The organism is Thalassotalea sp. G20_0, from assembly GCF_017744175.1.
Taxonomy (GTDB): Bacteria; Pseudomonadota; Gammaproteobacteria; order Pseudomonadales; family Endozoicomonadaceae; genus Endozoicomonas.
Map to the genome: position 1 here is coordinate 1 of NZ_JAGHQV010000265.1, position 958 is coordinate 958.

General features: G+C 48.1%; 1 protein-coding gene. It reads right to left on the reverse strand.

The annotated features are described in order from the left end of the window. Positions 1–285: 285 nt before the first annotated feature. A partial coding sequence (locus J7438_RS25970) for a PDZ domain-containing protein (protein ID WP_209278926.1) occupies positions 286–958 on the reverse strand: 673 nt, incomplete at its 5' end.

The following is a 958-nucleotide window of genomic DNA, read 5'->3' on the forward strand; positions in this document are numbered from 1 at the left end:
TCGGAGATGTGGATAAGGGACAGCTCTTGACGAGTATGACCCGACTGACTGCTATATGAACCACATAAATGATCAGCACCTCAGCGAAGCGCTCTACCCTGATGACGCTTATACCTGCACACGTAACGCGAATTTTTATGATATTTATGGCCGGTTAATCCTTGGAGCCGATTTCTCAACATTTCCACTGATATCGTTAATGAATGGGCTGACCAAAATGTGCACTGATATACTGAAACAGCTGAATCATTCAGGCAGGCGATAAGGCGATAAAATGTTAAACATTCATGACTTCCTCACTGTTGCAGGTATTACCATCTGCAGCACTGCATTTTTTGTACGGAAGTTTTTAGAGCGATCATGCTGAATACCGTTAAGCAACATGACCTCCCCATTAACGATATCTGCCAGGTGAGTATTCAGGACAATTTTCTCCAACCCCCTGTAGCCGGTGTTGAGTTCCAGAAAATCCTCCTCTGTCGATTCGATCAGGTTGACCAGCTGCCTGAGGTTTTTGACTTTTTCCGAGCCAACACTGTCAACCCTTCTCAGGAAGATATTGTGATAACCCCGGTTGGCCTCATGGGGCAGGACTTTCAGAATGACAACCACTTCATCTTCATTGGCAAACCGGAAATTATTGAGCAATACCGGCGTCAGGCCTGCATAGGAAATCAGGTCATGGCCAGCCCCCATCAGCAGCTCCCTGGTCACTTTGGTAAACACCAGTCCCTGATAGATAAAGTATGAAGGAGCAGACTGACCATCAAAGCCGAGCAACAAATCATTATTGACCGGCTGAGAGAGCGTAACCGTCAGATCCAGCACCTGCTTGTCACGGATGACCCGGACGCCAAGCTCCTCTCCAACCTGCCGTGAGTGCACCACATAATCCATGGAAACCCGCTCGCTGCCCCGGAACACAATGGTTTTATCATGGCCAACGGCATACCCGTCC